The following is a 26,814-nucleotide window of genomic DNA, read 5'->3' as shown; positions in this document are numbered from 1 at the left end:
CGTCACGGCTGCGGGCTGCTGCCCTGGGGCAGCGGCTGAGCGGCGGCTGCCTCCGGCCGGCGCACCGAGTCCAGCAGCATCAGCGCCACGCCCACGCAGATGGCCGCGTCCGCCACGTTGAACGTGGGCCAGCGCATGCCCGGCTGGTTGCGCCAGTGCCAGTCGATGAAGTCGATGACGTAGCCCCGGATGAGCCGGTCCACGAAGTTGCCCAGCGCGCCGCCGGTGATGAGCGCCAGCGCCACGCGCACCAGCTTCTGCGACGGCTCCGTCTTCCGGTACAGCGTCAGGATGAACCCCAGCGCCACCAGGCTCACCACGTGGAAGAACGCCTTGCGCGCCGTCTCCGGAAGGTTGGAGAACATGCCCCACGCCGCGCCCGGGTTCTCCACGTAGCGGAAGTGCCAGTAGTCCTCGATGAAGCGGTACGGCCGGGTGTTCTTGCGGAACACGCCCTCCACCGGAGGGTCGTTGTCCAGGTTCTGCTCGCTCAGGAAGCCGGACACGCGCGCCATGCCGCTGCGGCCATCCAGCGCTTCCGTCAGCCGGGACACGGCCAGGTACTTGGTCACCTGATCCGCCGCCAGCACGGCGAGGACCACCACGAGGAGAAGACGGAAGGAGGCTTTCATGGGGTACCCGAACCTCTATCGCGCCCCCGGGAGCCCTGACAACCCGGACCCGGGCCGCACGCCGCCGGCCCGCCTGCCCTCTCCCTCCCGGAGTCCGCCCGTTTCGGGCATGGTGCGCCCATGGCGCCTGTTGAGCCCGACGTGAAACCTTCCACTCCCGACATTGCCCCACCCGGAACCACCGCACCGCCGGCGGCGAAGCCGACGTTGATGGCGCGCTTCAAGGCGTTGCTCCTGGAGTACGGCCCGGTGGCCTTCGCCCTGTACTGGCTGAGTTTCTTCCTATCGCTGGCGGGCTTCTGGGCGGCCATCCGCGCCGGCTTCCAGCCGGAGGGCACGGGGGCGCAGGCGGGTGCGTGGGGCGCGGCGTACGTGGCCACGCAGGTCATCAAGCCGCTGCGCCTGGGCGCGGTGTTCGTGCTGACGCCGCTGGTGGCGCGCATCCCGCCGGTGGCGCGCTTCCTGGAGCGCAACCGGCACAAGTGGAGCAACCTGCTCTGAAACGGCGCGGGCCGGGCACCGGGGAGCTCCCGATGACCGGCCCGAGTTGCCTGCGGGGTGCCCGTTAGAAGTTGGGCGTGCGGAACGTCTTGATGACGCCCATGTGCTGCATGCTGGATGCGCCGCTGTCGGAGTTCAGCGCCGGGTAGATGTCCGAGATGGGCGTGTACACGCGGCTGTCGAGCACCAGTCCGTTGTTGAAGGTGCTGGTCCCGACGACGGTGGGCACTTGGTACTGGCGCAGGTCGGAGTCCACGATGACATGGTCGTAGGGCTTGCTGCGGCCGGCGTTGGTGCCCTCCTTGCCGTTCTTGTCCGCGGGGTGCGGGCCCGCGATGTCGACCACCTGCTTGAAGGTGGTGAGGCACGCCTCGGAGCGGGAGTCGGTGTTGAAGTCACCGCCAATGGCCAGGTAGTCGCCCTCGGGGATGTTCGCCTTGATGTAGCCCACGAGCTGGGTGGCTTCCGCGTTGCGGTTGCTGGAGCTGGTGGTGAGCAGGTGGACGCTGATGGCCCACAGGTCGCGAGGCCCGGGGATGTCGATGCGGGCCCAGGCGAAGTCGCGGTTGGAGACCTTGGCATCCTTCCACTCGCCCGACTCGATGATGGGGTAGCGGCTGATGATGCCGTTGGGGATCTGCGCGCCGGTCTCGCGGTAGTAGTAGAAGCCCGCGCCGATCATATCGACCATGGAGCGCATGTCCGAGGCGGAGTCCGACTTGTAGTTGAACTCCTGGATCATCACGACGTCGGGCTTCACGCCCTGCATCAGCCGGATGCCGTGGCCCGGGTCGTAGTCCTGGCCGTTGCCGCTGGAGAGATTGGCGGCCATCAGGCGGATCTGCGTGTAGCCACCGTCGGTATCCGTCTCGCCAATCGGGCCCGCGTCCGCGGAGCCACCGTCGGTCGTGGTGCCCGCGTCCGTCGTGGTGCCCGCGTCCTCGGTGGTGCCTGCGTCGGTCGTGGTGCCAGCATCGACCGTCGTGCCCGCGTCGACCGTGGTGCCCGCGTCCTCGGTGGTGCCCGCGTCCTCGGTGGTGCCCGCGTCCACCTCGACCTCGGTGCCGGCATCATTGGTGCCTGAATCCACATCGGATCCGGCGTCCTCGGTGGTGCCCGCATCGTCCGTGGACTGACCCGCGTCGGATCCGGCATCGACGGTGGTGCCCGCGTCGGTGCGGGTCCCGGCATCGACGGAGGTCCCCGAGTCCGGAGGCGCGGTGGGCTCTTCACCCTCGCCGCAAGCGAGGGCCAAGAAGCCCATCGCCAGGAGGGGGCGGAGATACGGGGGGAGCTTCATTGCCATGCAGGGCCTGGATCCTTGCTTCCGAGGGTGTCGAGGGGGTGACCCATCGGCTTCGGCGCGCCGACTGGCGCGTGAGTATAGAAGTTTGCAAGAAGGCTGTCCTCTGACCGCCCGTGAGGATTGCGTCACTGCCTTTCAAGAATCCGAGATTTTCGTCGCTCCGCAGCTGGGGAAGGCGGGGATTCAAAGAAAGGCATCACGGGCATTGGCTACGACGCAGCAGGACGTGAGGAGTCCAGGATGTCATCACGGCAGCTCACGGTGCGGATCCACGGCGCACTGAACGACTTCGTCGCACCGGAGCGCCGGGGGCAGGCGTTCACGCACGTGCTGCAGGGAAGCCCGTCCGTGAAGGACCTCATCGAGTCGCTGGGTCCACCGCACCCGGAGGTGGACGTGGTGTTGGTGGATGGAGCGCCGGTGGACTTCGCGCACCGCGCGGAGGAGGGCACGAGCCTCGACGTGTATCCGGCGTCGGATCCATCGGTGCCGCAAGTGGCGAGGGAAGCGCGAGTGGGGCCGCCCCTGCCAGAGATGCCGCGCTTCATCCTGGACGTGGGGTTGGGGAGGCTGTCGGGCTTCCTGCGGATGCTGGGCTTCGACACGCTCTGGCGCAACGACTACGCGGACGACCAACTGGCGCGCCTGTCCCACGACGAATCGCGAGTACTCCTCACGAGGGACCTGGGCGTGCTGAAGCGCTCGGAGGTGGTGCACGGCTACTTCCCGCGAGCGACCGACCCCGCGCACCAGTTGGTGGAGGTGGTGCGGAGGTACGGCCTGACTTCGCGCATGCGGCCCTTCTCCCGCTGCATCGCGTGCAACGCGCCGCTGTCCACCGCGACCCCGGAAGAAGTGCAGGGCCGCGTCCCGGAAGGCGTGGCCCAACGCCACAGCCACTTCCAGCAGTGCCCCGGCTGCCAGCGCGTCTTCTGGCCCGGCACGCACCACCAACGCATGCAGAACCTGGTGGAGACGCTGCGCAAGCTGGAGGCCACCAATCCCTAGGCAGTCCCAATTCCTGACAGGAGCATTTTCGCCACGAATTGGACGCACCCTTGGGAAACGGGTTCATTGCCATCCGGCCAACATGACCCTTCCTCATTCCAGTCTCCTGCTCTTGGGCGCCGCGATGTTGATGGCTTGCGCTTCCAGCAAGCCCCCTGTCGTCTCGGCTCCCGCCGCCACCAGCCAATCCCTCTCCACACCCAAGGCGCGCGTCCTGGCCGTCCCCCACTGGCTGGGACACTACAAGCTCAAGATGCGCTCCCATGGCACCTGGATCCAGGGTGACAAGCGTTTCGACTGGGCGGACCAGCTCGAGTTCAGTGGCGTGTTCCGGATTCACATGGATGCCGCCCGGGGGGAGGGACATGGCACCGTCCATCACGGATGGGTCAATCTCACCAGACGCTCCAAGACGACGGACGGAGCCCAGATCACGGAGGAGTTGGACGGAGGGTGCTCCGATTCCGTGCCCGACGTCCCCATGGACGTCCTGTCATTTCCCACGGACGACACGTTCCTGTTCCGGGGGTTCGTCGCCCAGGCGGAGTACCTCCGCTGCGCCGCGTTCCGCAAGGTTGCCGGAGGCGAGCCTCAGAGGACCGAGGTAGCGGCCCCCGCGTTTCCCTCTCTGCCGGCCGCGCTCTTCACGTTCCCCATACCCGATGGAGGCAAACCGAAGCTTCCGGGCCGACTGCGCTTCATCACCCTTGGCGACAAGGTCGTGCAGGAGATCCCCTCCACGCTCCGTTGGGGGGAGACGCCTATCGAATGGGAGATCGATTGGCGTCTCGGCCGTGAGGCAACCAACGGACCCACGCTCAGGATGCAGCCCGAAAGCAGCGAAGCCTACGACAACTGGCTTCCCATGGGCCCCAAGCTCGAGCCGAAACCCCAGCCCTGAGCCTTGCTTTCAGCTCAATGCCTCACGGCACTTGAGACAGACATCATCCCCCTGCCCCACCGCCTCGGAATACACCCAGCAGCGCGGGCACTTGGTGCCCAGTGCGGGAAGCACCTCGACGGAGAGCGACGCGCCGTCACCGAAGGTCTGTGAAACATCCAAGGCCTTCGCTGCATCAGACGGATCATTCGCCAGCTCCACCTGGCTCACGATGAACAGCCCGGGCAGCTCCGCGAGGTGCGCCTCCAGCATCTCGCGGACCGCGCCCGTGGCGCTCAGCGCCACGCGGGCCTCCAGTGAAGCACCGATGCGCTTGTCCCGCCGCGCCACTTCCAGCACGCCCTGTACCGCGCTGCGCACCGCGAAGAGCTTCGCGTAGCGCGCCTCCAACTCCGGCGGCATCACGGCGCCCACGTTCGTGAAGCCCGCCAGGAATACGCTCTTCGTGCGCTCGCCCGGCAGGTGCTGCCACGCCTCCTCCGCCGTGAAGCTCATCACCGGTGCCAGGAGCGGCAGCAGTACCGTGAGCACCTCGTGCAGCACGGTCTGCGCGCCACGTCGCGCAGGCCCGTCCTGCTTCGCCGTGTAGAGCCGGTCCTTCAGGATGTCGAAGTACACGGCCGACAGGTCGTTGGCGCAGAAGTCCACCACCGTCGCGTAGACGAGGTGGAACTCATAATCCTCGTACGCCTGCCGCACGCGCGCGGCCACCTGTGCCAGCCGTCCGCGCGCCCACTGGTCCAGGGGCAACAGCTTGTCCCCTGCCACCGCGTCCTTCGCCGGGTCGAAGTCGTGCAGGTTGCCTAGCGCGTACCGCAGGGTGTTGCGGATCTTCCGGTAGCCCTCCGACAGCCCCTTCAGGATGGCGTCCGACAGGCGCACGTCGTTGCGGTAGTCGCTCGCCGCCACCCACAGGCGCAGCACCTCCGCGCCGTACTGCTGGATGACCTTGTCCGGGGCCACCGTGTTGCCCCGGCTCTTGGACATCTTCTCGCCCTGACCATCCACCACGAAGCCATGCGTCAGGCACGCCTTGTAGGGCGCCACGTCGCGCGTGCCCACTGACACCAGCAGCGAGGAATGGAACCAGCCCCGGTGCTGATCACTCCCCTCCAGGAACAGGTCCGCCGGCACACGCTGCCGCTTCGCCAGCACCGCGGACGCCATGCACGCCGAGTCGAACCACACATCCAGGATGTCCGTCTCGCGGTGGAACTCGCCCTTGCCGCAGCGCGGACACGTGAAGTCCTGCCCGAGGAAGTCCTTCACCGGCGTGCGGTACCACACGCCCGCGCCCTCCTTCTCCACCGCCGCCGCCACCCGCTCCATCACCTCCGGAGACACCACCGCGTCGTCGCACCCGTCGCAGTACGCGATGGGAATCGGCACGCCCCAGCTGCGCTGCCGGCTGATGCACCAGTCCGGACGGCCCTCCAGCATGCCCCGGATGCGTGACTGCCCCCACGACGGCACCCACTGAACCTGCTCCACCTGTTCCAGCACCACCTGCCGGAACGTCTGCGTGCCGTGGAACGGCGCGTCCATCGGGATGAACCACTGATAGGTCGCCGCCTGGATGACCGGCTGATGGCAGCGCCAGCAGTGCGGATAGCTGTGCGTGACGGTGTCCGACCTGTCATTGAGCAGCGCGCCCCGCTGCACCAGCAGATCCAACACCACCGGGTTCGCCTCGAACACGCGCCGGCCCGCGAGAACTTCGCCCACCGTGTCGTCGTAACGGCCGTCCGCGCGCACCGGGTTGTAGATGTCCAGGCCGTACTTCAGGCCGACCTCGTAGTCCTCCTGGCCATGTCCCGGCGCCGTGTGCACCAGCCCCGTGCCCGCGTCCAACGTGACGTGCTCGCCCAGCACCACGCGCCCCTGCCGCTCCAGGAACGGGTGCTGATACGTCACGTGCTCCAGGTCCTCACCCGTCGCGTACGCGAGGATGCGGGACGGATCCACCAGCGCCGGAGACGACACCTCGCCCGTGGGCAGCTGCACGTGCTTCACGGCGAGTTCGTCCGACTTCACCTCCGCCAGCACCTTCGCCAGCAGGTCCTTCGCCACGCAGAGGACGCGGTCCTCCAGCCGGTAGAAGACGTATTCGAACTCGGCGTTCACCGCGATGGCCAGGTTGGCCGGCAGCGTCCACGGCGTCGTGGTCCAGATGACGAAGGACACACGCTGACCCTTCAGCTGCGGCAGCTTGTCCACCAGCGCCGGCCCCGCGTCGAAGGCCACGTACGCGGACGGAGACGTGTGCTCCGCGTACTCTACCTCCGCCTCCGCCAGCGCGGTCTGGTCCTGGAGGCACCACGCCACGGGCTTCTTGCGCCGGTACAACATGCCCCGGCGCGCGAACGCGGCCAACTCGCGGACCTCCTGCGCCTCGTAGCTGAAGTCGAGCGTCCGGTAGGGCGCGTCCCACGTTCCGAAAACACCCAGCCGCTGGAACTCCGCGCGCTGGATGTCCACGAACTCCAGCGCGTACTCGCGGCAGCGCTCCAAGAGCGCGTCGCGCGACAGTGTGCGCTTGTCCAGCTTCTGTTCCTTGAGGCGCTTCTCCACCGCCTGCTCGATGGGCAGACCGTGGGTGTCCCAGCCGGGGATGAAGTCACACGGGCGTCCGGAGAGGTTCCGGAACTTCACCACGATGTCCTTCAGCACCTTGTTGAGCGCATGCCCGGCGTGCAGGTGGCCGTTGGCATACGGCGGCCCGTCCGCCAGCACGAAGGGCTCACGGCCCGCGTTCTTCGCGAGCAACTGTGTCCACACGTCCTGCTCCCGCCACCAGGCGAGCAGGCGCGGTTCGAGCTGGCCCAGGTTCCCCTTCATGGGGAACTCCGTGCGCGGCAGGTGGACGGTGGCGTCGAGATCCTTGCGGGAGGGGGCGTCGCTCATGGCTTGAGCGCCCGTAACACCCTCCCGCCGGTCCTTCAATCACACCCGCGGACTCACTCGTCGTGGTGGTCGTCGCCGTGTTCGTGCGTGTGCGGCTGGGGCGTGTTCTTGCCCTTGCCCTTGGGACACTTCTTGGCGCACTTCGCCTTCGCGGCCTGGAACGCCTTCGTGCACTTGTCCGTGCAGTTCCTGTCCTTGGCGGAGCACTTCTTCACACAGGCCTGCATCGTGGGGCCGGCGTTGATGGAGCACTTCTCGTCGCACGTCTGCGCGAGCGCCTGGGGCGCCACCAGCACCGCGCCCAACGCCATCAGTCCCAGCCAACCCCTCACCGCGATACGCGTCGTCATGTCGCTCTCGTCTTCCCTTGCCCGATGGCGTCACTCGCCCGGGCGAATGTCATCGTCCGCCGCCACGGCCCGGCGCACCAGCCGCACCGCCACCGGACCTTCCTTGGTGATGCCCAGGGTGAGCGAGACCTCCTCCGTGGAGGACTTGAACACGCGGGGTTGGATCTCCTTGAACCCCGCCTTGGTGAGCACCTCGCGGTAGAAGGCCTCCACGTCCGCGGTCGTCTTGCCCGGCACCGAGTAGCTCACCGTGTGCGAGCCCTCCGTCTGCGCCGTCAGCACCCCGGAGCCGCCGGGGAAGACGGGCAGCCCGGCGGGCTGCGGGGCCTTCGCCGCGCCCAGGTTCGCCTGCCCCAGGAACACCGTGGTGGTGCCGTCCGGGTTCACCTGGAGGATGGCCGTGTAGGAGATGAAGTTGCGCGTGTCGAGGCCCGTCACCATCGGCTCGCGCAGGAGCTGCGGCTGCTTGTACGCCTCCTGCACCGAGAAGCCCCAGGACTGGAAGCGGTCCACCACGCTCTGGAGGATGACCTGCGCCTTCTCCTTGCTGCGCACCGCAAGCAGCTTCACCGGCACGCCATTGGCGTCCACCTGGCCCGGCACATCCACGACGCTGACGGTCTTCGGAATGTCCCAGGTGAAGTTGGCCCGCTGCGCCCAGGCAGGAGCGGAAAGCCCCAATACCAGCGTCAGGGCCGCCCCACGAATCGCGCGCATCATCCCGCCCCTCCTACCCGCCGCGGTGCGAACGCGCGGCCTTGACGGACTTGCCCGACTTCGGACCCGTGTCGCCCTCCGGCTTGGGGCAGCGGGACTTGCACTGGTTGAACTGGGCCTGGAATTTCTGCGCGCAGCGCGCGGAGCAGGTGCGGCTGCTGTCCTTCGCGGACCCCGGGCTGCTCGGCGCCGGACAGGCGGTGATGCAGGCGTTGAGCGTGTCCCCGTTCTTCGTCGCGCAGTCCGTGTTGCATGAGTTGCTGTCCGCACGCGCGGGAGACGCCGTCAGGCAAACGCCCAGAACCAACGCCAGCACTCCACCCGACAGCAGGCTTCGCATCTTCATCTTCAGCAATCCTTTCCAAGGAAACAGCCGTTACGGTCCAGATAGCCCAGACCGTAATGGGGCGTGGTGATGCCAATCAGCGCGCCGGGCGACGTGTTCCAAATGTTGCCCAGGGGCGTCAGCTTGAGCCAGGCCTGCATGAATTGGCTCTCCTCACCCGCCGCGCTCATCCAGAAGGTGTTCTCCCGCTGCATCAAGACCAGGGGCGGCAGCGGGTTCATGAAGAGGGCGTCCATCGCCAGGAAGCTGGCGTAGGTCGGGATGGGCAGCGTGGTGGGCTCGTAGACGCCCTTCGTGGCCGCGTAGAACGGCCCGTTGCTGCACGGCAGCGCCATGTCCTGGATAAACAAGCAGGTGGCGGACTCCATCTCATTGGACAGGCCCCAGTCGTCCACGAGCATGGAGAAGCTGCCCCGGCAGGTACCGCCCACCGCGCGGCCAATGCCACACACCTGGATGTTGGCGTTGGCCGCTTCCTGGTGCTGCTCGTTGTACAGGCCCGTCTCCGAGGACTGATCCAGGAACCGGGTGGGAATGTTCCAGGAGCTCAGGTTCGCCTGGGACGTGCACGCCGTGCCGCCCTCGTCGCGGTACATCAACCGGGTCAGCACGGGGCCATCCCAGTCCAGGCCCCCGTTCCGGCTGCAGTTCACACGCAGGCCCGAACCCTGCGTGAACACCTGCGTGATGGTGTCACCGTGGTTGACGGACGACAGGCCGTTGAAGTCCGCGTACCGCGCCTGCGCGTCCTCACCCGCCTGCCGCATGGAGTCATGCGCCGAGCCGTAGTCCAGCGGGATGTCGTGCATCTCCCCGTGCGTGCCGTTCCACAGCGCTGACACGGCGGCCTCCTGCACCTTCAGCGACAGGAAGCCCACCTCCGCGAAGTGGATGCCGAACACCAGGATGGTGATGAACAGCGTGACGCCGAGGGCCGCCTCGACGATGGACTGGCCGCGCGCCTGCCGGCGGTGACGACGAAGCTGGCGGTGCATCACTGGAACCCCCTGAAGCCCACGCGCCGCAACTCCTGGATGGTGGCGGCGGAGGAAGGAGAGCTGGAACCCAACGCGTCGATGGCGTCCTGAAGACCCGACTCGTCCGTGTCCACCGGTACCAGCGTGGCGCGCCAGTAGGGGTTGAGCAGGTTGGGCGGCTCACTCCAGTGGGAGACGCCCAGGCTGCGGCCACGGTGGTAGTACGCGATGCCCGTGGACAACGCCGTCTGGACGCCCAGCGGCGTGACGCCGTCCGCCATGGTGACGCTGGTGTTGTCGAACTTGCCCGCGTTCGGGTTCGGATTGGCCGCCTTGAAGCGGAAGCGGAACGCCAGGTTCCACGGGTCCTGATCCATCGCGGACATGGTGCTGCGGTCGCGCTGGATGACCGCGAAGTTCTTCGGCTGCCCGAAGTTGTTGTCCGCGCCGTTGGGCCACAGCTCCGTCAGGTTGTAGTCCAGGAACGGCGGCCAGATGCCCGGGCAGCTGGACGGGCCGCCCAGACACGGCGCCAGCATGTGCCGCGCGAAGGGCGCGGGGTCCGTGCCGCCAAACCACATATGCGTGGGCGTGGGCATGACGCCACCGGAGGCCGCGAACAGGGCAAGGGTCGGGACCGTACCGCCCACCATCACCGGGCACGGCGGTCCACCGCCATGCGCGATGTGGTTGTAGATGAAGGCCACGACGCCCTCGTCCTCGGCCGTGACGGCGGGAGCGTAGGGGGGGAAGAGCCCGTACTGGAGGATCGGCTTGCCGAAGTGGGACGTGCCCGCGGCGAGCGGGAGCGTGACGATGTCCGGCGGCATGATGACGAAGGCCAGGTTCGCCTCGTGCGCGACGTACTGCTCGATGGTCCGCGACGTGACGAAGGTGAAGCCACGGCTTCCCATGGCCGCGTCCACGCTGTGGGCCACCGTCAGCGGCAGCGGATCACAGACCGCGCCGCCACCCAGGCACGCCGTGTTGTCCGCCAGCTCCTTCTTGGAGATGTTGCCCGCGGACGGCGCCAGCCACCCCGCGTCGTGAGGGTTCCTCCCCGCCACCAGGTCTCCCAAGATGTCGTTGGCGAAGCCCTGATCGTTCACCTTGTCCTTGAGGCTCCTGAAGTCCGCATACGAGGAGGCGTACAGCGCGCCCGCCGCCACCTGGTGCAGGCGCATCTGCAGACCCACCATCGGGTCCAGGGCCTGGAAGACGGCCTCCACACGCAGGTCCTCGCGCTGGAGCATGGTCATCAGCCGGCCCAGGTCCGTCACCCCACGGATGCCGCACTGGCACATGCGGGCGCAGAAGCCGTTGGACCAGGCGCAGGGGCAGCCCGCGGTGGCGAACGCCTGGTAGACGGGCACCCACGCCGCGTAACCGAACTTCGCCGCGTTCAGCTCGCCGCGGTAGAGGCTCGCCCAGTTCAAGAGGCTGGCCGCGCCCGCGTTCGCCACCATGTGGGCGATCTCCGCGCGGTTGCTGACGGCGATGGTGTTGAACGTGCGCGCCGTGGCCACCGCGTTGGAGTACGCGGCCGCGTCCGCCACCGTCTGCACCTCGATGCGCTCGCGCACCTTCATGGTGAACGACAGCGTGAGGGCCACCATCAGCAACAGCAGCAGCATGCTGAGGACGAACAGCACCAGGGTCTGACCGCGCTGGGGGGAGGAGCGCTTCATCGTTTTCACCGGGGACAGGCCATGGTGGCGAAGAAACGCGACTTCACGGGCGTCATCATTCGCATGGTGAACGTGGTGATGATGGGGAACACGTACTGCCGGTTGAGCACGCGGTCCGCCAGCTCCATGCCCAGCTCGCCGTCCAGATCGTGCACCGCCGTCACGTCACTGCCGTTCCAGTTGGCGTTGCGCTCGGCGACGATGAGCGGGTTCGCGTCCGTGTAGGGACGCAGGTTGAAGTGCGCCAGGAACATGCGCGACATCACCCAGTTGGCGAACGGGATGCGCAGCGGGTACCAGAACACCAGCTGTACCTCCAGCCGCCGCAGGTGGCCCGGCCGGTCGAAGTCGCTGTCCTCCGGGCTGTCCACGCCGCCGCCCGCCAGGTCCCGCTGGATCCACACGATGCTGCGGTTGTGCACGCCGTCCAGGCCCGGGCCCGAGTAGCGGTTGTTCATCCGCGCCGCGAACGCCTCCGCCAGGAGCCGGGGCGCGTCCGAACCCGCGCCTCGGGCCAGCGGACCGTTGAGCGAACCCGTCCCCTGCCCCATGAACGAGTGGAAGGTCGGAATCAGCGCCAGGATGGCCGCGTGGGTCATCCGCTCGCAGTCCCCGTGCGCCACGCTGCCCGCGCGCGTCGCCCGGAAGGCCGCGTAGTGCGTCATCACCCGCGCCTGCATCATCAGGAACAGCTGCAACGCGCCCAGGATGAGGAACGTCACCAGTGGCAGCGACAGCGCGGCCTCCACCAGGGCCTGGCCGGACTCGCCTGCTTCACGGGGGGATCGTGCGCTCATACGGAGGCTCATCCTGCGGGATGGGGGAATCTCGCAGTATCCGTCAAGTGACCGCCGACACACTGCGTCGGGGTCTGAAAGGGGGGCCGGGATTGTCTCAGAGGATGGGCCCGGTGAAAACTTCCTGGGGAATAAACACCCTCAGTGAAACCGTGTAACGACGCTGTTTCAGCGCGGTTTCAGCCCCTTGGCGTCGAGCTGATACTTCTTCACCAGCCGCTCGATGGACTTGCGGTGCAGCCCGCTCTCCCGGGCGGCGCGGGACAGGTTGCCCTCGCAGCGGGTGAGGACGCTGGTGACGTACTCGCGCTCGAAGTTCTCCAGGAGCTGCTCCTTGGCGTCCTTGAAGGCCAGGTGCTCGTTGAAGGGCAGCGGCCCCTCGCGGGCCTGGCCCCGGACGCGCGGGGGCAGGTGGGAGGGCAATATCTCCTCGCCCTCGTCGGAGAAGGTCAGCACGTGGGAGAGCACGTTCATCAGCTCGCGCACGTTGCCGGGCCATGGGTAGGCCATGAGCAGCCCCAGGGCCTCCGCGGAGAAGCGCTTGCGGCCGTGGGTGTCCACCACCTCCGGCTCCGCCAGCGCCCGCTTGAGGATGAGCGGGATGTCGTCCCGGCGCTGGCGCAGCGGCGGCAGCTGGATGTGGATGACGGACAGGCGGAAGTAGAGGTCCTCGCGGAAGTTGCCCGCGGCGATCTCCTTCACCAGGTCGCGGTGGGTGGCGGCGATGACCCGGCAGTCCACCTCGATGACGTCGTTGCCGCCCACCCGGCGCACCTCGCGGTTCTCCAGCACGCGCAACAGCTTGGGCTGCAGGTCCAGGCGCAGCTCGCCCAGCTCGTCCAGGAAGATGGTGCCCCCTTGCGCGCGCTCGAAGGCACCGGGGCGGCTGGACGTGGCGCCGGTGAAGGCGCCCTTCTCGTGGCCGAACAGCTCGCTCTCGATGAGGTTGGGCGGGATGGCGCCGCAGTCCAGCACCACCATGGGGCCCTTCTCGCGGCCGGACAGCTCGTGGATGGCGCTGGAGACCAGCTCCTTCCCGGTGCCCGTCTCGCCCTGGATGATGACGGACACGTCCATGGGCGCGATGCGCTTGATGAGCCCGAACACCTGCCGCATCTTCACGCTCTGGCCCACCATGCCGCACAGCTCGCCCTCGCGGTCGGGCTCCACCGCCACCTCTTCGTCCATGGGAGCGAAGGTGATGACCGAGGAGCCGGCGCGAATCTGCGAGCCCGGGGACAGGTAGGCCCGTTCGATGCGGCGGCCGTCCAGGAAGGTGCCGTTGGTGGAGTTCAGGTCCACCAGGAGGCGGCCGCGCTCGGTGTATTGCACCTCGAAGTGGTGGCGGCTGGCGGTGCGGTCCTCCACCAGCACCAGGTCGTTGCCCGGGTGGGCCCCGCAGCGCAGCCGCTCCTTGTCACTGACCATGGAGCGCCCGGTGTCCGGTCCCGACGTCACCAGCAACCGGCACTTGTGCATCTTCACGCTGGCGCGCGGATCCACCACCAGTGTCTCCCCCAGCAGAGGGGACTGGGAGGACAGCTCGAGGCCGACGTCTCCTGGATTGGTGTGGATGTCGTCGGGATGCGGGTTGGGTGCGGTCATCAGTGAACGCGAGGATAGCAAAGGGTGCCCACGTGCCGTGCCTCCACGCCTGTGCGTGCTAGTGTCCCGCGCCCCGCATGCCCCCCCGAAAAGCCCAGCCGAAGAAGGCGCCGGTTCCGCCTGGCGCACAGGCACCCGAGCGCGGTGACGCACCGCGACCCAAGCGGCCCCGCGTGAAGAAGACCGTGGCCATCCTGTCCCGCAAGCGCTCGCTGTACTCGACGCGCCGGCTGGTGGAGGCCATCAAGGCCCGGGGGCACCGGGCGCTCGTGTTCGACACGCTGCGCTGCTGCCTGCTGCTGGCGCGGGGCCAGCCGCGCATGACCTACCGCGGCGCGGAGGTGAAGGGCGTGGACGTGGTGATTCCGCGCATCGGCGCGTCCATCACCGCGTACGGCCTGGCCGTGGTGAATCACTTCGAGATGATGGACGTGCCGGTGCTCAACCCGCCCACGGCCATCGCGCGCAGCCGCGACAAGCTGCGCGCGCTCCAGTTCCTCGCCCGCGCGGGCCTGGACATGCCCCGCACGGTGATGGCGCACGACCGCGGCAACGTGCGCAAGCTGGTGCAGGAGGTGGGCGGACTGCCCGTCATCATCAAGCTGATCAGGGGCACCCAGGGCGTGGGCGTGATGATTGCCCACACGCTGCCGGAGGTGCAGACCATCCTCGACACCTTCTGGGACCTGGGCCAGGAGATCGTCCTCCAGGAGTTCGTCGCGGAGAGCGAGGGCCGCGACGTGCGCGCGCTGGTGGTGGGCGACACCGTGGTGGGCGCCATGCGCCGCAAGGCGAAGAAGGGCGAGTTCCGCTCCAACATCCACCGCGGCGGCGAGGGCCGCGCCATCACCCTGTCCTCGGACTACATGGAGGCCGCGGTGAAGGCTGCGCGCATCATCGGCCTGGAGGTCGCGGGCGTGGACATGCTGGAGGGCCGCGAAGGCCCGCGCCTGATGGAGATCAACTCCAGCCCCGGCTTCGAGGGCCTGGAGGGCGCCACCGGTCAGGACATCGCGGGCCACATCGTGGAGCACGCGTTGGTGTACGCGGGGACCCGGGGCAGCGCGTTGCGCGCACGGGCAGGCCGCGCTTCCTGAGCCAGATGTTGTGTTGAAAGCAGGCACGCGAGCAGCACCTGCGTGCCTGCCCGCCTGCTCCATGGCATGCGTGCGGGACTTCACGGTGCGCACGGTGCCTTGGATGCTCCTCAGGAATACGGGAATGCCTTCGGGCGGGGATTGTCCAGGGGTGTTGGCAGCGGTGGGGATGCGCCTCTAATCTGGCGACCCCCGATGAAAACGCTGCACAAGCCGCTGCAGATCACCGTCTACCAGGATGTGCTTTGCGCCTGGTGCTACCTCGCCGACCAGCGGTTGGAAGTGCTTCGCCAGGAGTTTGGCGATGCCGTCCGCTGGAGCGTGCGTCCCTACCCTTTGCGTCTGCACGACGTACTGCCCACGGAGCGCGAAGTGCGCGGGCTGGTGGAAGAGGTGAAGCGCGCGCAGCGCGAACCCGACCCCACGGCCTCGCTGCTCTCCACGGACCTGTGGCTTGGCGGTGATCCGCCGCGCTCCAGCGTGCCGGCGTTGGCGGCGTTGGAAGCCGCGCGGTTGCAGGGACCGCAGGCGCGGGCCTTCCTCGCCCGGTCCATGCAGCGCGCCGCGCTGGAGCAGGGCGTCAACGTGTCGCGCTCGGATGTGGTGTTCGAGCTGGCGTCGCGCGTGGGCCTGTCCATGAACCAGTTCTCCGCGGCCTTCCGTTCGGAAGAGACGCGCCGGCTCATCTACGACGAGCACCGGCTGGCCGGCAGCCGCGGCGTGCGCGGCGTGCCCTCGCTGGTGATTGGCGGCCGGTGGATGCTGTGCGGCCTGCGCGAGCTGTCCGAGTACCGCGAGCACATCCTCGCGTGCCTGGGCAAGGTCGTCACACCCCGCTCGGGTTACTCCGAGCGGCTGGTGCACTGAGGTCGCCCGCGCGCCTTCGCCCTGTTCGCGAAGGCGCGCCTCCTTGCTTCCCGCGGCTTTCAGCCCGGGAAGGACTCCGCGGCGTCCTCCCGCGGGGAGCGCATGGACAGGAACATCCCCGCGATGAGCAGCTGGGCCAGCGCCATGCCGGGGATGAAGCCCACGCAGCACACGAAGAACCCCGCCACCATGACGGCGCCCCCCGCGAGCCCCACGCCCAGGATGCTCAGGCGCTGACCGCGCGCGGCCTCCCAGCTGCGGCGCAGCACCTCCACGGGCGAGGGCGGCACCTCTTCGTACGCGAGCTCCGGCTGGACCAGGTACAGCGGCAGCACCAGGTACGCGATGGGCCCCAGCAGCACCAGGAACCCCAGCCCCATCACGCCGAGCATCGGAGCCAGCGCGCTCCAGACCTGGTCCGATGAGGAGTTCAGGTCCACGCCGCTCAGGATGCCCGTGCCCACGAGCGCGAGGATGACCAGGACGCTCAGCAGGGCCAGCGGCACCATCACGATGGCGAAGACGAGGAGCATCGTCAGCGTGTAGGGCACCGCCTTGTGCATCTGGCTGAAGAGGCGCGCCACGTCCGCGCGGCCTCCGTGCAGCACGTCGAAGCACACGCGCAAGAGGCCCAGCTGCACCAGGCCCTGCACCAGCTGCTGCGCCACGAGCCCCACCACGCTCAGCACCACGGCGACGACGACACTGTCCACCGCCGCGCCAATGCCCGTGGCCACGTTGACGAGCAGGTTCGCGCCCAGGGACACGCCCAGGGTGATCAACACCGCGAGCGACAACATGCCCCACTCGCGCTGGAACGCCGCCCAGCACACGTCCCACAGCTTGCTGAAGTTCCAGTTCTCCCGCTGGAGCGGGAACGTGGCGCCGGAGCGCTCCCGGCACGTGGGGCAGCGGGGCGACGCGCCGTTCTGGCTGCACGTGTCGCACGTGAAGTTGCCGCAGCGGGCGCAGGTGCCCGTGGCCTCCCGCCCCGGGTGCAGCGCGCAGGACGCCCCCATCGCGCGTCCGAAATCCACATCCGACATCCGTATGCCTCCCAAGGCGCGACGCCCCCAGGGGCCGCGACCCGGGTGTCATATCAGGCGGGCCCCTTCCCTTCCCGGCGGGCAGGCGTCCCGGGTGAATTTCCGGGGCAGCGGGCCGTCATGGGGGGCAGAGGTTGCGAAGCAGGATGCTTTGAGGGTCCACTTCCGCGACAGGAGACTCTTCATGAACCGCTTGCTCGCCCTGGTCGTCCCCGTGGCCCTGCTGATGGGGACGGGCTGTGTCGTCGAGGCCCACTCGCACCGCCCCGTCGTCCGCCGCGCGGCCTACATCGCCCCCGCCGCCGTGGTGGAGTACCGGTTCGCCGGCGCGCACCCCGTCCCCGACGACTACGGCGGCGGCTGGTGCCCGGAAGACTACGCCCACGTCCACGACTACCAGCCGCCCCAGGCGTCCTACGTCTACACGGACGACGTCTACTACTACCGGGGCCCGACGGTGGTCTGGTACTGGGACTACCACCCCACCCCCAGCGGCGCGTACTGCAACTTCCACGGCCGCCACCAGCACGACTTCTATCCGCAGGGCTCGTGGGGCGCGGGCTACAGCTACGACCGCGGCACCCGGGGCTACCGCTGGAGCAACAGCCACTCGGCCTCCGCGGTCCCTGGCGGCCGCAACAACATCGCCCCCTCGCGGCCCGCGCCCGCTCCGGCCCCCGTCAACCAGGGCCGCAACGCGCCTCCCGGCGGCACGGGCACCGGCGCCCGGCCTCCCAGCGGCTCCAGCTGGGGCCGCGGCAACAACGCCGCTCCCTCCAACAACGCTCGGGACAACGACAGGGACAACGACAGGGACAACAGCCGCAACAGCGGCGGCTGGGACACCCCGGCCAGCAAGAGCCGCGACGACGACAAGGACAACAACCGCGGCAACAGCAACAGCGGGAGCAGCAATAGCGGGAGCAGCGGCAGGAGCAGCGGCGGCTGGAGCACCCCTCCCGGTGGCAACAGCGGCGGCAGCAGCGGCAGCAGCGGCAGTGGCCGGAGCAGCGGCGGTAGCAGTGGAAGCAGCGGCGGCAGCAGCGGCGGCGGATGGAACACCGGCAAGAGCTCCGGCTCCTCCGGCAAGAGCGGGTCGGGCTGGTAGACGCTCCGCTTCCTCCTCCCTGGCGTGACCCGCGGCACCGGGCGCGGCCTTCCGTTTCCAGCGGAAGGCAGGCTCCCGGTGCCGACGTGTTTTCAACACCCGGAGGGCCCGATGTCCGGTGCGTCCTGCCCGCGAGCGCGGCGGTGCGTCGTGAAGGGGACGGACGACACCCGGGGACGGATTGCGTGCCTCCCCCGCCGTGAAGATGTTGCCGCCCGATGAAACACTACATTCGGGCGGCGGGTGGTGCCGTGCTCGGGCTGTTGGCGATGGCCTGTGGCGACGGCGGCTTCACACCGGACCCCGGCGTGCGGACCGAGGACGCCGAGGCGGTGGATCTGGAAAACCTTCGCATCCTCGTGACGGGCGAGGCACGCGTGTTCCCGGAGGCCGAGGGCTCGGCCGCGGCACCGGCGTCGCTCACCGGGATGGCGCTCACCGTGGAGGAGCCGCTGCGCGTGGCCGTCAACGACGCGGCCGCCACCTTCGCCACCGGCGAGGTGTCCGAGGACGGCGCCTTCCGCATCACCGACGTGCCCGTGCGCGACGTGCACCAGGGGCTCGCGGTGGGCCTGGTGCACGAAGGCCTCGTGCGCAGCACCACGCTCGTCTACGACACCGCCTTCACCGGCACCCGTCCGCGCACGGACGTCATCGACGCGCACGCGTGGGCCCTCCCCATCGCGTTCGTGGATCAGCTGGGCGCCGCCGTGGGTGCGCCGCGCCTCCAGGGCCACACCGGGGACCCGGAGGCCACCCTGGCCTCCGCGGGCTTCGTGCTGGGGCGCGTGGTGGACCTGAACGGTCAGCCCGTGAGCGGCGCGCGCGTGGCGTTGAACCGCGCCGACCTGGCGGACCGCGTCTACTACCCGTCGGGTGACCTCACGTCCGTGGACACCGCGGGCACCGCGGCCCACGGCCTGTTCCTCTTCGTCCACTCCGGCGCCGGGGCCTCCTCCTTCCAGCTGTCCGTGGAAGGCACCGACACGTACGTGCCGCGCAACGTCGACGTGGGCCCGGGCCTGGGCGTCGTCCTCACCGTGTATCCAGGCCGCTACGCACCCTGACCCAACCCTGGACAAGTCGGACATCCCCGCCTAGGACGGACATCCTTCCAACCCCGGCGTCCCATTGCCGGGGGGGCCCATGAGGCGAGATGTTGTGGCAGGATGCAGGGCTGGCGTTCCGGGGGGACGCGGATGATGAGCGGCCAATCCATGCCACGAAGCACGGCGTTGGTCCGTGCCCTTGCGCGCAGCTCCGCGGCGGCCTCCTGCCTGGTGGGCCTGCTGGTGCTGGTGGGCTGGGCGTTGGATGTCATGGTGCTCAAGTCCATGGGCGCCGCGCTCCCCGCCATGCGCCCCAGCGCCGCGCTGGGGTTGATGCTGGGTGGGGCCGCGCTGGGCCTGCGGCTGCCGGCCACTCCCCACCGCATCCAACACCGGCTGGGCACCGCGCTCGCCCTGGCCACGGCCCTGCTGGGCGCGGCGAGCCTCGTGGATGGCGTCATCACCGGAGGCAACGGAGGCCTGGACGCGCTGTTCCTGCGCCTCTTTGGCGAGGACGTCAGCGCGTCGCCGGGCATCGTGCCGTCGCCCCTGACGGGGTTGTGCCTGATGCTCCTGGGGCCGGCGCTGGCGCTGGTGGACCGGGGTCACCCGCAGCGGCTGTCGTGGTCGGACGCGCTGGTGGTGCTCGCGCTGATGGCGGCGCTGACGGGGCTCAACGGCTTCTTGCTGGGCCCGCTGGTGACGCCCGTCGCCGCTCCGTTCTTCCAGGAGCGCAGCATGGGGCTGCACACCACCTGCGTGCTGATGCTGCTGGCCATGGGCACGCTGTGCGCCCGGCCGGAGCTGGGGCTGATGGCGCGGCTCACGCGGGACACGCTGGGCGGCTTCGTGGCGCGGCGGCTGGTGCCGGTGATGCTGCTGGGGCCGCCGGTGCTGGGGCTGACGCTGGTGTTGCTCCACCTGATAGGCGGGCTCAGCCACGACGCGAAGCTGCCGCTCTTCGCCACGGTGGTGGCCGCCGGCGGCGTCACGCTGGTGCTGCTGGCGGCGCGGGCGCTGGACGTGCTGGACACCGAACGCATGCGGGCCACGGCCGCGCTGGAGGCCTCCGAGGAGCGCTTCCGCACCTTCCTGGACACCGCGCCGGACCCCATGGTGGTGGTGGACGCCACCGGCCGCGTGCGCTTCGCCAACGCGGAGGCGGAGCGCGTCTTCGGCTACCGCCGGGAGGCCCTGCTGGCCCGCGAGGTGGAGCTGCTGGTGCCGGAGGGGCTCCACGGCCCGGCCGCCCCCGGAGAGGGCCCGGAGCGCGCCACGGGAGGGCGGCTGGTGGTCGGGCAGAGGCAGGACGGCACCAGCGTGCCGCTGGAGGTGCGGCTGAGCCCGATGAAGGGCGAGGACGACGCCACGCGCATCGCCATCCTGCGCGACGTCACCGAGCGCCGGGACCTGGAGAAGCTGCGCGAGGAGTACGTGGGGCTCATCTCCCACGACCTGCGCAACCCGCTGAACACCATCAACCTGCGCGCCCACCTGCTCCAGCGCGCGCTGCACGAGCGGAAGCTGGAGCGCGAGGGCATCATGGCCCAGGCCATCATCCACAACGTGGAGTGGATGAGCACGATGATCGAAGAGCTGCTGGAGGGCTCGCGGCTGGAGTCCGGCCGGGTGACCCTGCGCCGCGAGGCGCGCGACCTGGGCCGCTTCCTGGAGGAAGTGCTGGAGCGCGACGTGCCGCCCGACGCGCGCGAGCGTTTCCGGCTGCACCGGGTGGATCCGCTGCCGCCGGTGCCCATGGACGCCGCGCGCCTGGAGCGCGTGGTGACCAACCTGCTGACCAACGCGCTCAAGTACAGCCCCAAGGAGACGCCGGTGGACGTGCGGCTCGCCGCCGCGCACGACCAGGCCGTGGTGTCGGTGACCAACCAGGGCGCGGGCCTGTCCCCGAGGGACGCGGCGCGCCTGTTCGACAAGTACTACCGCACGGAGGACGGCCGCTCGGCGGACGGCAAGGGCCTGGGACTGGGGCTCTACATCAGCCGGCTCATCGTGGAGGCCCACGGCGGCCACATCTGGGTGGAGAGCGAGCCGGACCGGGGCGTCACCTTCTTCTTCAGCGTGCCCCTGGAAGCCCCCGCCGCTCCCACGGCGCCCGCACCGCTGCGCCAGCGTGCGGGCTAGCGCGGCACGAACCAGCGCGGCAGCCAGTCCGCGCCCTTCGCCGTGGTGAGCCGCGTCTGACCGGTGCCGTCTGGACGCATGAGGTACAGATCGGTGTCGCCGTCGCGCTCGGAGACGAACACCAGCGCCTTGCCGTCCGGGCTCCATGCCGGCATGTCGTCGCGGTGCTGTCCGTCCGTCAGCGCCACCGGCGCGCCTCCCGCCACGTCCGCCACCCAGATGCGGCTCTTGCCGTCCGGGTGCCGGGCCACGTACGCCACGCGCTTGCCGTCCGGGCTGAAGACCGCCTCGCGCTCGTCGCCCGCGAAGCCCTCTCCGGACAGGGCTCGCAGGTCCGCGCCGTCCGCGCGCACCAGGTACATGCGCTCCTTGCGCTCGCGGTTGCTCACGAACAGCAGCCACTTGCCGTCCGGGCTCCACTGCGGCGTCCGGTCCTCCATGTAGAACGTGGTGATGCGGCGAGGCTCGCCCGTGCCGTCCGCGCGGAAGACGTAGACCTCCGGGTCCCCGTCACCGCTGCACACGCACGCCACCTCCGTGCCGTCCGGAGACACCGCGGGCTCGAAGCAGCCCTCCTTCACGTGCGTCAGTTGCGTGTCCACCGCGTTCGCCTCGGGCAGCACGCGCACCACGTCGCTGAAGCCCTGCGCGTCGGACTCCGCGACCAGCCACGTGCCGTCCGGCGCCCAGCTCGCGTTGCGCGCTCGGGGCCGGGGCGGATGCAGCGCCACCTGGCGTCCTCCCTCGAGCGGCTGCAGGCGCAGCTGCTGGAAGACACGCCCGTTCGCCTCGCCCGACGCAATCACCAGCAGCGTGCGGCCGTCCGGTGACGGCGGGCCGGGGTACTCGTCCTCCGGCGCGGAGGTGACCTGCGTCTCTTCTCCGGCGGGCGTCACCCTCCAGACGTCCTTCTGTCCCGCCCTTTCGGAGAGGAAGACGATGGTGCCCGGCAGGGCCCGCCGCTCCGCCTCCGACAGGGCACCGGGCGCCGTGGCTCCACCAGCGCCGCCGCAGCGGCCCTGACAGCCCATAGCGCCCAGCATGGCGAGCACGGCCCACCACCGCCGTGCCCGCGAGGGCCCGGAACGCTTCCGCCGTTCAAGGCCCTCGTGCCTCACGTCAGCGCACCCGGACGGCGTCGGCCATGACCACGAAGCCCGGGGTCGTCCAGCGGCTCAGCTGCACCTTGTTCCAGCCCGCGGAGAAGCTGTACGTGCCCAGCGTCACCCACTTGCCGCCGTTGGTCTGCTGGTTGACGGACACGCGGCCCACCTCGGTACCCGCCGCGTTGTAGGCGATGAACGGCGCCGTGGCGGAGCGGTTCGCGCCCGCCACCCACCAGGCGTCAATCGTGCGCGTCTGCGCGGTGGGCAGGTAGAACTCGAATGAGGCCGGCGCGGAGATGGCCTCCGTGGCCGCGTAGAAGTAGCCGCTGCCGTAGTAGCCGGCGCTCGTGCCCTCCGACCAGTTCCCCGTCAGCGAGAGCCTCGCCTTGGACGCGTCGTTGTTGGCGCTGTTGCTGTCGATGATGATCTCACCGGTCGGCGTCGTCGTGCCGCAGTAGCTGTTCACCTTGCTGAGGTACGTGGACCACGGCCAGTTGGGACCCGGGTCCGTGCGCGTCGCCGGCTGCAGCTTGCCGTGCGCCACGATGTGGTAGCTGTCCTTCACGATGGAGTTGTCGCGCGCGATGTCGCACGACAGCTTCGCGGACGCGTCAATCTGCCCGGCCGGGAAGGACGTCTGGCTGGCGTAGCCGCCGTGCTCGATGCCGATGGTGAAGTTGTTGGACTGCACGCCGTTGAGCCACGCCTCCTTGCCACTGTTGAGCGACGAGTCGTACGTCGCGCCGATGTGGTAGGCCCGGTGCGCCTCGCGCACCAGCTGGGAGATTTCGGAGCCGCTCTCGTTCACCACGTAGTGCGCGCTCACGCCCGCGGCGCTGTTGGTGAGCCAGCTCCAGCACGAGCCGTAGGAGCCCTCACAGGTGTGGATGATGATCATCAACGGGTTGTGCGACCTGCTCGTGCTGTAGTTGCCCGACGGCGCCGCCCGCCAGATGGACGACGCGTAGTCCGGGCCCGCCGCCATGGCGCGCACCTGGGGACGCTCGAACTTCGCCTCCACCTTCACGGGCTCCAGCGACACGGCCACCGAGCCGTCCTGGTTGAGCGCCACCGCGCCCTCGTTCATCACCGCGTACACGGAGCGGTGCACGTGCTCCGCCTGCGCCTCCGGGTTGGTGATGCCGCTCAGCTGCGCCACCACCGGCGCCCACGCGGCCAGGTCCCCGCGCTCTACCTTCGCGTCCATGGCCAGCTGGGACAGCCGCGCCGCGCCCGCGCGCAGGTTGGACAGCGCGTCCGTGCGCGCCTCCTCCGCCGTCACGCCCGCCAGCGCCGCGCCCTGCTCCAGGTCCTCACCCCGCAGCGCCATCAGGCCGAACGCCGGCTGCTGGCCCGGGAACTCCGCCTCGCCCCGCACCATCTGCCAGCGCGTCTCCGCGTAGGAGACCGCCTTGAGCAGCTCCGCCGGGACGTTGAACTCCTGCGCGGCCTGCGCGAACAGCGGGTCCATCTCACGCGGCAGCGTGCTGCCCGCCGTGTCCGGGGAGGGCTGCGACGGCGTCTCGGCCGGAGGGGTCTCGGAGGGCTGCTGCGCCTGGGGACCGCACGCGGAGAGCACCAGGGCGACGGCCGCCGCCGCGAAGGGATTGCGGAAGGTTGACATGAGGGGACTCCAAAGTCGGGGGGAGGAACTCCACGCCTTCACAGCACCGTGCGTGCCAGCCGCCTTCATCCGTCACCTTCGTCCAGTTTTCTTCCTCGACCGGTGCATGCATGCTCCACCCGCACCCGGCGCTCGAAGTTCCTTGTGACTTCAAGCACCTGAAATCACGGAATTACCTACATCCCAGGGCCCGCTATTTCACGCGGAGTCCGAGATGGCACACGGATGCCGCACTGCCGCAATTCAGGACATCCGTGACGTAACGTTTTGTTACGCCATTTCTTGTATTAATCACTATTTGCACCCTTGGTGGACCGGGCCAGAAAGCCGTCCGGGCGCGCGCCGCGCTGGAAGGGCCGACATGGGGCCAGGGCATCCGCTATGACGCCACCATCATGCGGCTCTTCGGTATTGGCGACACGCACCTGCCCTCCACCCGGCAGAAGGACATGCACCGCTTCGGCTGGACGGACCACCCGCTGCCCTTGCAGCGCGCGTGGGACGAGCGGGTGCGGCCGGAGGACGCGGTCATCGTCGCGGGCGACATCTCCTGGGCCACCCGCGCCCACGAGGTGATGGAGGACCTGGCGTGGCTGGACGCGCGGCCGGGGCGCAAGGTGCTGGTGCGCGGCAACCACGACTACTGGTGGGGCGACTCCGCGTCCAAGCTGCGCAAGCTGCTGGAGCCGTTCCGCACGCTGGAGGGCTTCCTCCACAACAACGCGTTCGTGCTGGGGCCCTGGGTCATCGCCGGCACGCGGCTGTGGACCGCGCCGGAAGCGCCGCCCATGCCGGGCGGGGAGATGGGCGACGAGCAGGGGGATTCCGGCTACGTGGAGCGCGAGACGCGCCGGCTCAATACGTCCATCGATGACGCGCTCAAGAAGGAGGCGGCCTCCCCCACGCCGCTCACCCGCATCATCGCGGTGCACTTCCCGCCCGTGTACGCGAACGAGCGGGCCACCGCCTTCAGCGCCCCCATCGAAGCGTTCGCCCCCAAGGTGTGCGTGTACGGGCACCTGCACTCGAGCGGCATCCCCGCGGGCTTCACCGGCGAACGGGCGGGCGTGCGCTACGTGCTCGCGTCCTGCGACGCGGCCGGCTTCGCGCCGATGCTGCTGGACGAGCGCTGACGCCCTCCCCGGGCCCGAAGTCACGGGAGCCCCAAGGAACCTGCCGCGTCGGCCCGGACACCGGACATGGGAGGTCGGGACGGGTGTGACGCCCGGTGAAGCGCTTTGTCGACAGGTGAAAAGGGGCCGTTAAGCTGGCCCCGGGTTCGCCCGTGAACCAAGGAGTGGAAGTCATGCCGTCGGACAAGGCCGAACTCGCCGCCCGGATCGCCATCCTCCAGCAGGGGGACTCCATCCGTGGACTCATCTTCAAGTCCGTCTTCGGCCTGGTGCAGCAGCACTCGGGCGCCATCGGCATGGAGAAGCTGCGCGTGGGGGAGCTGAACCACGACTACGCGGAGCTGCGCTCATACCCTGCGCGGGAGTTCCTCACGCTGCTGTACAGCGCGGCGGACGTGCTGGAGAGCGCGCTCGGCGCCCAGGACGCGGTGTTCCACGCGTGCGGCGAGGTGAGCATCACCCGCTACTCCACCGGGCCCGGGATGCTGGTGTTCGGCATCATCTCCCGGGGCGACCCCCAGAAGCTCTTCGCGGGCGCGCAGATGGCGTACAGCGCGGCGGTGTCCTACGGCAACCGCGAGTACCTCACGACGGGCCCCAAGTCCGGCACCCTGCGCATGCGCCGGGACATGATGCCGCCCGCGTACCACGTGGGCATCCTCACCGGTTCGCTCAAGGTGTTGGGTTTGACGGGCAAGGCCACCGCGAAGCCGCAGGGCATCGACCGCGTGGACTACGACATCGAGTGGGCCTGAAGCGGGACGCGGGGCCGCGCGTCGACAGCGCTCCGGGTGCGCTTCAAGCGGACTTCGGGGGACTTCAGTCGACGCGGGTGTAGGTCACGTCCAGCTGCGCCACCACGCGCTCGCCCACGGACGCCCAGCAGGCGAAGGTGTGGTCCGCGCCGCGCACGCGGGTGCGGTGCGCGCCGAACACCACCGTCTGGCCCGCGTAGGCCAGGCTGTCCGCGGACAGCTTCACGTCCTTGGCCACGAAGCGGGCGCCGGGCGCGCGCTCCAGCGAACGGCCCAGCGTGGTCGCCATGCGCGTCATGCCGCCCGCGACGACCGCCACCGGCATCACCGGGTGCATGGCGAAGTGGCCCTTGCACAGCTCCGGGGTGACGACGAGCGACGAGCGCATGATGTCGCCCTCCACGCGGAAGTCCTGGAGGTCCAACGGCTTGCTGTACGGGTTCTGCCGCAGCTTCGCCCACTCCTCCGGGGTGCGCTGCACGGTGTCCGCGGGACGCGGCTCACGGCGCATCTCCTGGCGCGCCTCGCCGAACAGGCGGGTGAAGGCGGCGGCGGACAGCACGTTGTAGTCCACCTCCAGCTTGAACAGCGGCGTGCCGTCCGACGAGGACAGCAGCGTGCGCGCCGTGCAGGTGCGCTTGCCGGTGTACTCCGCCTGCGCCAGCGCCCAGAGCATGTCCGTGGCGCGCTCCTGCGGGGCCGGCTGCAGCCACTGACCGCGCGCCGCGCTGGCCAGGTAGAAGTGCTGCCCGTCCTTGGGCGCCACCAGCGCCGCGCCGCACGAGCCCAGGATGGCCAGGTGCCGGCCCGCCTCGCCCAGGCCCAGCGGCATCGCCTCCGCGTCCGACGCCATCTGCACCGGCACGCGCGCCACCACCTCACCCGGCAGCACCGTCACGTCCTTCAGCGCGAAGTACGGATCACGCACGCAGATGCGCGGGTACAGCTCCTGCGCGCTCAGCACCGTGTACGGCGCCGCCTCCGACAGCGGCATCCTCGGCTCGGCCATCCACGACATGACGGACTTCACCGGAGAGACGGCCGGGGACGACACGGGGGCGGGGGAGATGGCCTGGAGCATGGAAGGGCTGACCTCGTTTCAGACGCCGGGTGCCGGGGGACACCTGGCCGCAGGGTAACCAAGTTCTATTGCGC

24 protein-coding genes are annotated in these 26,814 nt (G+C 69.5%); 10 read left to right on the top strand and 14 right to left on the bottom strand.

Annotated features, from left to right (window positions below; all coding sequences use genetic code 11):
• Positions 1-2: 2 nt before the first annotated feature.
• Positions 3-632: a signal peptidase II gene (lspA, locus tag D7Y11_RS06455; RefSeq protein WP_120575561.1), complete on the bottom strand. Its 630-nt coding sequence runs from the start codon at positions 630-632 to the stop codon at positions 3-5.
• Between the two features lie 141 nt (positions 633-773).
• On the opposite strand from lspA, the gene D7Y11_RS06450 reads away from it, so the two are divergent.
• Positions 774-1,133, top strand: coding sequence for a hypothetical protein (locus D7Y11_RS06450; protein WP_233596744.1), 360 nt, complete (start codon positions 774-776; stop codon positions 1,131-1,133).
• 64 nt (positions 1,134-1,197) lie between these two features.
• On the opposite strand, the gene D7Y11_RS06445 is transcribed toward D7Y11_RS06450, so the two are convergent.
• Complete coding sequence (locus D7Y11_RS06445) at positions 1,198-2,439, bottom strand: endonuclease/exonuclease/phosphatase family protein (RefSeq protein ID WP_120575559.1); 1,242 nt, start codon at positions 2,437-2,439, stop codon at positions 1,198-1,200.
• Between the two features lie 240 nt (positions 2,440-2,679).
• Between D7Y11_RS06445 and D7Y11_RS06440 the strand changes: the two genes are divergently transcribed.
• Together D7Y11_RS06440 and D7Y11_RS06435 are read left to right on the top strand one after the other, a co-directional pair.
• Positions 2,680-3,447: a Mut7-C RNAse domain-containing protein gene (locus D7Y11_RS06440; protein WP_121753806.1), complete on the top strand. Its 768-nt coding sequence runs from the start codon at positions 2,680-2,682 to the stop codon at positions 3,445-3,447.
• A 112-nt stretch (positions 3,448-3,559) separates the two neighbouring features.
• Positions 3,560-4,348 carry a hypothetical protein gene (locus tag D7Y11_RS06435; protein WP_126933261.1) on the top strand — a complete coding sequence of 263 codons (789 nt, stop codon included), beginning with the start codon at positions 3,560-3,562 and terminating at the stop codon, positions 4,346-4,348.
• Between the two features lie 9 nt (positions 4,349-4,357).
• Here D7Y11_RS06435 and ileS read toward each other — a convergent pair whose 3' ends face one another.
• The 8 genes from ileS to D7Y11_RS06395 all read right to left on the bottom strand — a co-directional run bounded on the left by ileS (position 4,358) and on the right by D7Y11_RS06395 (position 13,732).
• On the bottom strand, positions 4,358-7,252 hold the full coding sequence (ileS, locus tag D7Y11_RS06430) for an isoleucine--tRNA ligase (protein WP_121753808.1): 2,895 nt from the start codon (positions 7,250-7,252) through the stop codon (positions 4,358-4,360).
• Positions 7,253-7,305: 53 nt separating this feature from the next.
• Positions 7,306-7,602 carry a hypothetical protein gene (locus tag D7Y11_RS06425; RefSeq protein WP_014400417.1) on the bottom strand — a complete coding sequence of 99 codons (297 nt, stop codon included), beginning with the start codon at positions 7,600-7,602 and terminating at the stop codon, positions 7,306-7,308.
• Positions 7,603-7,632: 30 nt separating this feature from the next.
• Complete coding sequence (locus tag D7Y11_RS06420; protein ID WP_126933260.1) at positions 7,633-8,322, bottom strand: hypothetical protein; 690 nt, start codon at positions 8,320-8,322, stop codon at positions 7,633-7,635.
• Between the two features lie 10 nt (positions 8,323-8,332).
• Positions 8,333-8,665, bottom strand: a complete 333-nt coding sequence (locus tag D7Y11_RS06415) for a hypothetical protein (RefSeq protein ID WP_121782243.1) — start codon at positions 8,663-8,665, stop codon at positions 8,333-8,335.
• A 2-nt stretch (positions 8,666-8,667) separates the two neighbouring features.
• Positions 8,668-9,660 carry a pilus assembly protein gene (locus D7Y11_RS06410; RefSeq protein WP_126933259.1) on the bottom strand — a complete coding sequence of 331 codons (993 nt, stop codon included), beginning with the start codon at positions 9,658-9,660 and terminating at the stop codon, positions 8,668-8,670.
• Positions 9,660-11,330 carry a pilus assembly protein TadG-related protein gene (locus D7Y11_RS06405; RefSeq protein WP_126933258.1) on the bottom strand — a complete coding sequence of 557 codons (1,671 nt, stop codon included), beginning with the start codon at positions 11,328-11,330 and terminating at the stop codon, positions 9,660-9,662. The genes D7Y11_RS06410 and D7Y11_RS06405 overlap by 1 nt, the downstream gene beginning before the upstream one ends.
• A 5-nt stretch (positions 11,331-11,335) precedes the next feature.
• Positions 11,336-12,127, bottom strand: coding sequence for a TadE family protein (locus tag D7Y11_RS06400; protein WP_120575550.1), 792 nt, complete (start codon positions 12,125-12,127; stop codon positions 11,336-11,338).
• A gap of 168 nt (positions 12,128-12,295) precedes the next feature.
• On the bottom strand, positions 12,296-13,732 hold the full coding sequence (locus D7Y11_RS06395; RefSeq protein WP_172812962.1) for a sigma 54-interacting transcriptional regulator: 1,437 nt from the start codon (positions 13,730-13,732) through the stop codon (positions 12,296-12,298).
• 77 nt (positions 13,733-13,809) lie between these two features.
• On the opposite strand from D7Y11_RS06395, the gene D7Y11_RS06390 reads away from it, so the two are divergent.
• A complete protein-coding gene (locus D7Y11_RS06390; RefSeq protein WP_120575549.1) occupies positions 13,810-14,829 on the top strand; it encodes a RimK family alpha-L-glutamate ligase in 1,020 nt (339 codons plus the stop codon).
• A 195-nt stretch (positions 14,830-15,024) separates the two neighbouring features.
• Entirely contained in the window at positions 15,025-15,696 is a 672-nt protein-coding gene (locus tag D7Y11_RS06385) for a DsbA family protein (protein ID WP_120575548.1), read from the top strand.
• A gap of 59 nt (positions 15,697-15,755) precedes the next feature.
• Here D7Y11_RS06385 and D7Y11_RS06380 read toward each other — a convergent pair whose 3' ends face one another.
• A complete protein-coding gene (locus D7Y11_RS06380) occupies positions 15,756-16,742 on the bottom strand; it encodes a hypothetical protein (protein ID WP_120575547.1) in 987 nt (328 codons plus the stop codon).
• Positions 16,743-16,926: 184 nt separating this feature from the next.
• Here D7Y11_RS06380 and D7Y11_RS06375 point away from each other — a divergent pair, with 184 nt between their 5' ends.
• The 3 genes from D7Y11_RS06375 (at position 16,927) to D7Y11_RS43180 (ending at position 21,041) form a co-directional block, all read left to right on the top strand.
• Positions 16,927-17,850, top strand: coding sequence for a hypothetical protein (locus tag D7Y11_RS06375; protein ID WP_126933257.1), 924 nt, complete (start codon positions 16,927-16,929; stop codon positions 17,848-17,850).
• A gap of 218 nt (positions 17,851-18,068) precedes the next feature.
• The gene (locus D7Y11_RS06370; protein ID WP_120575545.1) at positions 18,069-18,917 is read left to right on the top strand and encodes a carboxypeptidase-like regulatory domain-containing protein; all 849 of its coding nucleotides are present in this window, start codon (positions 18,069-18,071) and stop codon (positions 18,915-18,917) included.
• Between the two features lie 150 nt (positions 18,918-19,067).
• Positions 19,068-21,041: a cell wall metabolism sensor histidine kinase WalK gene (locus D7Y11_RS43180; RefSeq protein ID WP_158641893.1), complete on the top strand. Its 1,974-nt coding sequence runs from the start codon at positions 19,068-19,070 to the stop codon at positions 21,039-21,041.
• Here the strand turns inward: D7Y11_RS43180 and D7Y11_RS06355 are convergent.
• A complete protein-coding gene (locus tag D7Y11_RS06355; protein WP_167548352.1) occupies positions 21,038-22,084 on the bottom strand; it encodes a PD40 domain-containing protein in 1,047 nt (348 codons plus the stop codon). The two genes, D7Y11_RS43180 and D7Y11_RS06355, sit on opposite strands and share 4 nt — an antisense overlap.
• A gap of 76 nt (positions 22,085-22,160) precedes the next feature.
• Entirely contained in the window at positions 22,161-23,771 is a 1,611-nt protein-coding gene (locus D7Y11_RS06350) for an N-acetylmuramoyl-L-alanine amidase (RefSeq protein ID WP_121754306.1), read from the bottom strand.
• A 395-nt stretch (positions 23,772-24,166) separates the two neighbouring features.
• Here D7Y11_RS06350 and D7Y11_RS06345 point away from each other — a divergent pair, with 395 nt between their 5' ends.
• The gene (locus D7Y11_RS06345) at positions 24,167-24,904 is read left to right on the top strand and encodes a metallophosphoesterase (protein ID WP_121754305.1); all 738 of its coding nucleotides are present in this window, start codon (positions 24,167-24,169) and stop codon (positions 24,902-24,904) included.
• Between the two features lie 173 nt (positions 24,905-25,077).
• Positions 25,078-25,659: a DUF2378 family protein gene (locus D7Y11_RS06340; protein ID WP_126933256.1), complete on the top strand. Its 582-nt coding sequence runs from the start codon at positions 25,078-25,080 to the stop codon at positions 25,657-25,659.
• 64 nt (positions 25,660-25,723) lie between these two features.
• Here D7Y11_RS06340 and D7Y11_RS06335 read toward each other — a convergent pair whose 3' ends face one another.
• Positions 25,724-26,740 carry a hypothetical protein gene (locus tag D7Y11_RS06335; RefSeq protein ID WP_120575539.1) on the bottom strand — a complete coding sequence of 339 codons (1,017 nt, stop codon included), beginning with the start codon at positions 26,738-26,740 and terminating at the stop codon, positions 25,724-25,726.
• Between the last annotated feature and the right edge of the window lie 74 nt (positions 26,741-26,814).

Source organism: Corallococcus sp. AB018, from assembly GCF_003986945.1.
Taxonomy (GTDB): domain Bacteria; phylum Myxococcota; class Myxococcia; order Myxococcales; family Myxococcaceae; genus Corallococcus; species Corallococcus exiguus.
This window is presented reverse-complemented; position numbering and strand designations above follow the sequence as displayed.